Here is an 8,662-nt window from a genome sequence, read left to right as displayed (position 1 = left end):
TTGTGTCCAGTTTTATGGGTACACATCAAAGAGAGCAGATTTTTTTATCTTTATTTAGCTTCTTTTATAGTTTTGTCGGCATCTTGAACGAATTTATCTAATCCATCTTTTGGAGTAGTTGTTCCATTTAGTACACCTTGAACCATGTTGAACCATAATGGTCTCATTTTTGCAAATCCTGGGATTGTGTTGTAGTATGGTCCGTATTGCTCAGTAAGTGTTTCAGCGAATTTAAGTTCTTCTGTATCATATAAACCAGTTTCTCCAACTTTTGCACTGAAGTTACCAGATGCTAATAGTGTACGTTTACCCCAATCTTTGTCATTAACCATAAAGTCTACGAATTTTTTAGCAGCTTCTGCTTTGTTTACATCTCCATTATTGAAGATAGCAGGTCCTGCCACTAGATATTCATAAGTTGCTTTACCACTATTGTTAGGGAAAGGTATGAATTTGTAGTTGAAACCACTAGCGTGAGCAGCAGCTAAACTTGGTGAGAATAGAATAGACATTGGAGATTGACCAGATTTAAATGCTTCTAAAGCGTCTTTAGCTTCTAGGGCAACACCTTGTCCAAGTAACCCTTCGTCATATGCTTTTTTAACCCATTCTAATCCTTTAACACCATTTTCATCATTAATTGTGTATTTTGTAACATCTTTGTCAGTTATCCATGAACCATAAAGGTTAGAAACAAATGCTCTAGGTCCTTGATCTCCTGCTTGTGATTTTGTGTAGAAAAGAGTAGGAACAAGACTAGGGTCTTTTTCTTTTACTGCTCGCAGGAATTTTTCAAACTCTTCAACTGTCCAGTTACGATCTTTTTTGTTAAGTGGAAGTAGATTAGTAACTCCAAGTTTATCAGTTAAGTCAACATTTACTCCCATTAAGAAAGGTGCAACACCTTGAGGATATAAGTAAACTTTATCTTTATAACTTGATGCACTAATTGCTGCTTTTGAGAATTTATCTTTTTCGATATTATCAAAAGGAACTAATAAATCTTTAGCAGCCCAAGCTATAACACGTCCCGGAGCGTCATAGATAACGTCAGGAGCTGTTTTTGATTGGATAGCTGTTTCGATTTTAGCAGGTCCGTCAGTAAATTCTATTTTTTGGTAATTAACTTTAATATTTGGATATTTTTCCTCAAATGCTTTTATTAAAGCAGCGTCATATTCTTCGGTAGTTTTAAATTCACCGTCTTTTGTAAACTGTGGAAAATTCCAATAAGTTATTTCTACTTTTGCGTTAGGGTCGGCTTTTTTTTCTTCTTTTTTTCCTCCCACACAACCTGTAAGTATAACTGCTGTAGCTAAGGCAGAAGCCATAACTTTAAAAAACTTTTTACTCATGAATGAGATCCCCCTTAAAAAATTTTATGATTAAAATATAAAAGTAAGAAATAAAAATCTTACTTAATGTGTTAAATTTATATTAGCATAATAATTTTTAATTGTAAAGCGTTTTCTGATTTCTAGCGAAAAATTATAAAACTTTCAAGCAATTTATAAAAATTTTAAAGAAAAAAACATTTATTTAAATATAGGCGTTCTTTACAATAACAAGGTGAAATGATACCATTATATAATAAGTGAGGTGCGGTAAAAATATGAAAAAATATGAGAAAATCACAAAAGATATAATAGCCAAGATAGAAAATGGAAAGTTTAAAGAAGGAGAGCAAATATATACTGAAAAAGAAATAAAAGAGGTATATAAAGTTAGTAGCACTACAGCAGTAAGAGTTTTAAATGACCTTGCAGTAAATGGTTATATTTATAGAGTTCAAGGTAGAGGAAGTTTTGTAAAAAAAATTCTTGTAAATAAAAAAATATATTTTACAGAGGACAATAATTTTGATGATTATATCAATATTAAAAATGTAGAAAAATCAACAGTTCTTTCTGTAGAAATAATAAGTGATGAAAAGATATGTGAAAAGTTTTTAAATATAAAAAGCAGAAAACTATTAAAAGTATCAAGAGTCAAGCACATTGACGATATAGATTGGGCATATCAAATCAATTACATACCAGTAAAATACTTACCAAATATCAATATAAATAAATTAGAAGACTTTTCTGAACTAGCAACAATGATAAGAAAAAAATACAATATCGACATTCACAAAGCTAAATTTAAAAAAACGATTAAAGTAACTTTAAACACACCAGAAGAAATAAAAAAATTAATAGCTAAAAATAACGAACCTTGCTTTGAATTTGACAGAATGACATATTTAGAAGATGGCAGAGTGTTTGAGTATGTAAAAATATATATAAACTACAAATATTATAAAATAAAAATAGAAAATTAATATTTTATAAGAAAAGAGAAAAAAGGATTTTTTTATAATGAAGAAAGAAACAAAAACAAACATAAAAAATAAAAAAACTGCTGAAACAAAGGAAAAACAAAAAGGGAAAAACCCTCACAAAAAATCCCCCAAAAATCGTCCAAAAACAGCTAAAAAAGAAGTAAAAAAACTCTCTTCCATGAAAGAAGAAACAAAGAAAGCAGAAGAGAAAAAAATAACCTTAAATGACTTAAAAAAAATAAAAAGTATATCAGGAATGAAGATTTCTGTAGAAAAAGAAAAGGTAAAAATAATAAAAAAAGAAAAACAGCCAGAAAAAAAGAGAGAAGAGGAAATAAAACTTCCTGATAATTACTTAGAAGAAATAGAAGAAACATTTTACATAGCAAAAAAAAATATGATGAAATAAAAAGAAAATTAAAAGAAAGAGGTTTTTTAAGTGAAGATTAACCTATTGTGGCAGAAAAGCGAAAAGATAGCAATAGCACTTTCTGGAGGGGTAGATTCTATAGTTTTATTTAACTTATTAGTAACTAAATACAAAGATACTTATAAGGAATTAGTAATTTTTCATATAAACCATGGACTGAGAAGAGAGTCGGAAATAGAAAAAATATTTGTAAAAGAACTAGCAAAAAAATATAATCTAAAAATTTGCACTCGTGACTTAAAATTAAGGGAAAAAGAAAGAAAAAATCACACTTCAGAAGAAATGTTAGCAAGAAAAATGAGATATGAAGCTTTTTTTGATTTTGCAAAAGAAAACAAAATAAAAAATGTCTTAACAGCTCATCATAGAAATGACTGTGTAGAAAACATAATTTTAAGGTTATGTTCTGGAAGAAGCAAAGACTATAACTTATCTATCTTAAAAAGGCAAAAATTAGAAAATATAGTAATTTTAAGACCTATGTTAGACATTCAAAAAGAAGAAATAATAAACTATGCCAAAAAAAACAACTTAAAATTTTATCAAGACGAAACAAATTTTGATACAAACTATCAAAGAAATTATGTAAGACACAAAATAATTCCTCTTTTAAAAGGATTAAATCAAAGTAGTGAGGAAAATTTAATATCTTTTTCAAATTATTATAATGAATTAAGAGAGCAAGTAAAGAAAAATTTACAAGCAAAAGACATAAAAATAACCAAAGAAAAAGATAAAATAAGTTTTAAGTTGACAGATTTTAACAACTTAAGTATTATAGAAAAGAACCTTTTTATAACAAAAATATTAAATGAAAACTTTGATATATATACGGTTAAAAAAGATTCAATTTCAAAAAATATAGATAAAATTTATACCAGTCAAAAAAATATAAGTTTAGATCTAAAAGAAAATTTAAAAATAATAAAAGAATATGATAGCATATCTATATATAAAATAGAGAAAAAATGCTATAATAACAAGATAAAGATTTTAAAAGAAGATTTAAAAGACGAAAAAATTTACACTTTTAATAATTTTAAAATACTTATATCATCAAAAGAAAGAAAAGGTGAAGTAGGATTTAATAAAACAGACTTACCTCTTTTAATAACTACTAAAAAAGCAGGAGATAAATTAAAAAGAGGAAAAATAATAAAAAAAATTTCTAGAATATTTATAGATGAAAAAATTCCAAAATATTTAAGAGAAAGATTGCCTATAATAAGAAAAGAACAAGAAATTATAGGAATATTAGGGATAAATTCAAAAACAAGTAAAAATAGGGACTATGATTACTACATTAAATTAATTTAGAGGTTACATATGGAAAATTTATTAAAAGATATAGAAAAAGTATTATTTAATCATGATAAAATAGTAGAAGTTTCTAAAAGGGTAGCTAGAGAGATAACAAGAGATTATAAAAATTCTCAAAAAGAACCTGTGCTACTTTGTACTCTGAAAGGTGCTTTACCTTTTATGGCAGAACTTATAAAACATATTGATATACATATTGTAATGGACTTTATTGATGTTGCAAGTTATCATGGGGGGACAACTTCTACAGGAAGCATAATATTGAGAAAAGATGTAACTATGGACTTAAAGGGAAGAGATATTATAATAGTAGAAGATATAGTTGACACAGGAAGAACCCTAAAACATCTTATTTCTTATTTAAAACAAAGAGAAGTAAATAGCATAGCTTGTGCCTCTTTAATAAATAAACCCTCTGCAAGAAAAGTAGAAGTAGAACCAGAATATTTTGGTATTGAATCACCAAATGAATTTTTAGTAGGCTTTGGCCTTGATTATGATGAAAAATATCGAAATCTTCCATATATAGGAGTATTAAAACCTGCAATATATGAAGTAACTAAGTAATAAGGAGAAATATTAATGAAAAATAAAAAACAAAGACCAACCTTAGCAATATTAGCTATGATACTGCTTGCTATTGGGATATTTGCTTTTTGGCAAAAAGATTTGCCGGGAAGTGTAGAAAACATTAGTTATTCTACTTTGGTGCAAAAATTAGATGAAAATCAGTTGCAAGATGTAACTATACAGCAATCTGATGACACTTTCACTGTAAAAGGAAAATACAAAGATAGTGATAAGTCTTTTAAGACAACAATATCTACACAAGATAAAACAATATTTGAAACTTTTTACAATAAAGCAAAAGAAAAAAACATAGGTAATTTAGAAATAAAACCGGCAGATAAAACTAATGCAATAATAAGCATTATAGGAAATGTTGTGCCATTTATTATAATGATAGGACTTTTATTTTTCTTTATGAGCCAAATGCAAGGCGGTGGAGGCGGAAAAATCATGAATTTCCAAAAATCCAAAGCCAAAAAAGTAGATGGTGACGATGCAAAAGTTACATTTAAAGATGTTGCAGGTTGTGATGAAGAAAAACAAGAATTAGCAGAAATGGTAGAATTTTTAAAAGACCATAGAAAATTCACAAAAATGGGAGCAAAAATACCAAAAGGAGTGCTATTAGAAGGCCCTCCCGGGACAGGTAAAACTCTCTTAGCACGTGCAGTAGCAGGAGAAGCTAAAGTTCCATTCTTCTCTATTTCAGGTTCTGACTTTGTTGAAATGTTTGTAGGGGTTGGAGCTAGTAGAGTAAGAGATTTATTTAAAGAAGCTGTAAAAAATGCACCTTGTATAGTATTCATTGATGAAATTGATGCAGTAGGTAGAAAGAGAGGCTCTGGAGTAGGAGGAGGAAATGACGAAAGAGAGCAAACCTTAAATCAGCTATTAGTAGAAATGGACGGTTTTGAAGGAGATAAGGGAATAATAGTAATAGCAGCGACAAATAGAGCTGATATTTTAGACAACGCTCTTAGAAGACCTGGAAGATTTGACAGACAAATAAAAGTATCGACACCTGACGTAAGAGGAAGAGAAGCTATATTAAAAGTTCATGCAAAAGGTAAACCTTTAGCAAAAGATATTGAACTGAGAAGAATGGCAGAAAAAACTCCAGGATTTTCAGGAGCAGACTTAGCAAACCTTTTAAATGAAGCGGCATTATTAGCAGCAAGAGAAAATAAAAAAGTAATAGAAAAAGAAGATTTAGACGAAGCTATGGATAGAGTAATAGGAGGACCTGCAAAACGAAGTAGACTATACTCTCCTCAAGAAAAACGTCTAGTAGCTTACCACGAAGCGGGACATGCTATTATAGGAATGGTACTTGATAGTGCAGATAAGGTGCAAAAGGTGACAATTATACCTCGTGGTGACGCAGGTGGATATAATTTGATGATACCAGAAGAAGAAAAATATTTCATGACCAAAACAGACCTAACACACAAAATTTGTGGTCTTTTGGGTGGACGCGCTGCAGAGCAAGTATTCTTTAAAGAAATATCTACAGGAGCACACAACGATTTTGAAAAAGTAACTTCCATAGCAAGAGCGATGGTAACAGAATATGGAATGAGTGACAAAATAGGACCTTTACAATTTCCATATAATGATCCATATAGTGGTAGACAATTAGCAAGTACGGGGAATTATTCCGAAGAAATACTAAAAGAAATCGACAAAGAAGTCAGAGAAATAGTATCGACAAATTACTCAAAAGTGCTTCACATAATCGAAACAAACAAAGAAAAATTATCTTTAATAGCTGAAACGCTAATAAAAGTAGAAACAATAGATAGAAAAGAAATAGTATCATTATATGAATTTTCACTAATGCCAGATGATTTAAATGAAGAGCAAAAAGAAAAATTAGATAAAATAGTAAATAAAAAATACTATGAACAAAAAGCAAGAGAAGAAGAGGAAAAAGCAAAAGAGAATGCTTCATTAGACGAATCTAAAGCAAAAGAGAAAACTTCATTAGATGAATCTAAAGCAAAAGAAGAAATTTCAGATAAAGAAAAGTCAGAAGTTAAAGATGAAAATAAAGAAAACTTTTCAGATGAAGAAAATTCAAAATAAAGAAAGTAAAATATCCTAAAAATAAATTTTAGGATATTTTATTTTTTAATGAAAAAATATCAGAAAAAAATAAAAAATTATTAGTTATCCTTAAAAAAACTATTTTAAAAAGAAATTTCACGAAGACAGCGTTTAGAAAGATGAATTTTATAAAAATAAGTAGTATAATAAAAGTGTTTGAATATTAATAAAAAAATATTGTGTGAGGTAAGGAAATGAAAAAACTAAAATTTTCTTTAATGGTTTTACCTTTGATTTTATCAGGAGTAGTGCCTAACATAGAAGCAAAAGAAACAAATCAAGATGTTAATTTAAATAATAATTTAAGTGCAAGTGAAGTAAATAATTTTGTCAAAGATGATGAAGGCTATTATGACCTTATGAATGAAAAAACATTAGAAAATCTTTATCCAGAAGTTTTTTCAGATGAAGAATTGCAAAAAGCTGAAGCGGAAAAAGATGATAAAGTAAAAATGTATTTCACTCCAAAAGGACAGGACTTTAACCCTAATGGAAAAGATACCAAACAATTATCATTAGAAGGATGGAGATATGTAGATTGGCATACACAAGAAGGAACAGTTGATTACTTTATCTTTTTACCAAAAAGAAATGTAGGACGAGCAAGAGCGCAAGTTGGAGCAGTTTATCACGCTTTTAACACTCTAGAAGAGGGTAATAAAATTTCTTTTAATGACGGTAAATATGCCGAAACGCCATTTTCTCTTTCGGTAAATAAAAAAGTCCTTGGAGAAAATTTAAAAGAGGAAACTAAATTTAAAGTAAATCCAAAGCAAACTCGTGCCTTTATCAGAGTTAGCTATCAAGTAACTAAAAAAGATGATGCACTATCGCAAGTTTTTTATGTAGATAGATATGGAGAAGGGAATACTATATTTAAATTTTTTGTAACTTCTGTAGATGCAGATTTTCACTTTGTAGATGATAGTAGTTATAGAAAATTAACAAATCAAAAACTATCTTCACCTCTAAAAGAAAGAAGTGAAAAAGATAAAAATTCTTTTTCTAATGAACCTTTTAAAAAATTAGATTTAAAAGATATGCTTGACATTGTTAAAACAGATAAAGCTTTCTTTGGAAATAATCCAGTTTACAAAGCTAGATTTTCCATTCCTTTATTGACCTATCAAGAAGATAAAAGTAGTATAAAAAGACCTACTTTAAAAGAGTTAAAAGCAAAAACAATTCCGGGATATATTTACTGTGATAATGATATAGACAAACCAAAAACAAAAGAATTTAAAAAAGATGACGCTACAACAAAAGAAAAAGGCAATCATTATTTAACTTATGGTTATGATAAAGATAGAAATATGCTAACTACAAAACATTACTATATTACTTATAGAGCTATTCCAACAGAAATTGTCGCTTGTCAATTTAAAGAGGACAAAAAAACACCATTAGAAAACACTTTTGACCTTTATCGTATAGAAGATAATAAAGAAGTTTTAGTTAAAGAAAATATTAGTCCAAATCATAATCGTGTAAAAGAAAAAGAAGATACTATTAATTCTATAGAAGAAATGATGAAAAAAACTACAATAAACGATCAAGGCTATTACGAAACAAATAATCTTCTTTATTTAGAACCGGGAAAATATGTTTTGAAAGCAAAAAATTTAAAAGAGCCATACTATAACGAAAAAGAAGAACAAGAATTTACAGTTGGTCTTTTAGATAGTAATGACAAAAAAACAAGAATAACCGTAGACTTTAATGCTAGTTTAAAACATAAAGTAAACTATGATTTTAAATCAGGAAGCGAAAAAAAATTACCAGATAAAGTCAAAAACTTACTACCAAAAGATGAAAAAACATATAAAAAAGGAGAAAAAATAACTCCAGTTGACCCAGCACAAAAAGAAATATCAGTAGACGGAGGGAAATGGACATTCCTAGGATATGATAAAAAA

General features: G+C 28.5%; 7 protein-coding genes. 6 read left to right on the top strand and 1 reads right to left on the bottom strand.

Features of this window, described 5'->3' with window-relative positions; all coding sequences use genetic code 11:
• Window positions 1-50: 50 nt before the first annotated feature.
• Window positions 51-1,355: an ABC transporter substrate-binding protein gene (locus HMPREF1871_RS02580; protein WP_066129701.1), complete on the bottom strand. Its 1,305-nt coding sequence runs from the start codon at window positions 1,353-1,355 to the stop codon at window positions 51-53.
• Between the two features lie 257 nt (window positions 1,356-1,612).
• Between HMPREF1871_RS02580 and HMPREF1871_RS02575 the strand changes: the two genes are divergently transcribed.
• The 6 genes from HMPREF1871_RS02575 to HMPREF1871_RS02550 all read left to right on the top strand — a co-directional run.
• The gene (locus HMPREF1871_RS02575) at window positions 1,613-2,320 is read left to right on the top strand and encodes a GntR family transcriptional regulator (RefSeq protein ID WP_066129699.1); all 708 of its coding nucleotides are present in this window, start codon (window positions 1,613-1,615) and stop codon (window positions 2,318-2,320) included.
• A gap of 37 nt (window positions 2,321-2,357) precedes the next feature.
• Window positions 2,358-2,729 (top strand): hypothetical protein, encoded by a 372-nt coding sequence (locus HMPREF1871_RS06175; protein ID WP_066129696.1) that lies wholly within the window; start codon window positions 2,358-2,360, stop codon window positions 2,727-2,729.
• A gap of 30 nt (window positions 2,730-2,759) precedes the next feature.
• Window positions 2,760-4,067: a tRNA lysidine(34) synthetase TilS gene (gene tilS, locus HMPREF1871_RS02565; RefSeq protein WP_066129693.1), complete on the top strand. Its 1,308-nt coding sequence runs from the start codon at window positions 2,760-2,762 to the stop codon at window positions 4,065-4,067.
• Window positions 4,068-4,076: 9 nt separating this feature from the next.
• Window positions 4,077-4,637: a hypoxanthine phosphoribosyltransferase gene (gene hpt, locus HMPREF1871_RS02560; protein WP_066129689.1), complete on the top strand. Its 561-nt coding sequence runs from the start codon at window positions 4,077-4,079 to the stop codon at window positions 4,635-4,637.
• Between the two features lie 15 nt (window positions 4,638-4,652).
• Window positions 4,653-6,725, top strand: coding sequence for an ATP-dependent zinc metalloprotease FtsH (gene ftsH, locus HMPREF1871_RS02555; protein ID WP_066129687.1), 2,073 nt, complete (start codon window positions 4,653-4,655; stop codon window positions 6,723-6,725).
• A gap of 215 nt (window positions 6,726-6,940) precedes the next feature.
• Window positions 6,941-8,662, top strand: a 1,722-nt coding sequence (locus HMPREF1871_RS02550) for an SHIRT domain-containing protein (protein ID WP_066129685.1), incomplete at its 3' end; no start/stop codon positions are given.

Source organism: Gemelliphila asaccharolytica, assembly GCF_001553005.1.
Lineage (GTDB): Bacteria > Bacillota > Bacilli > Staphylococcales > Gemellaceae > Gemelliphila > Gemelliphila asaccharolytica.
This window is presented reverse-complemented; position numbering and strand designations above follow the sequence as displayed.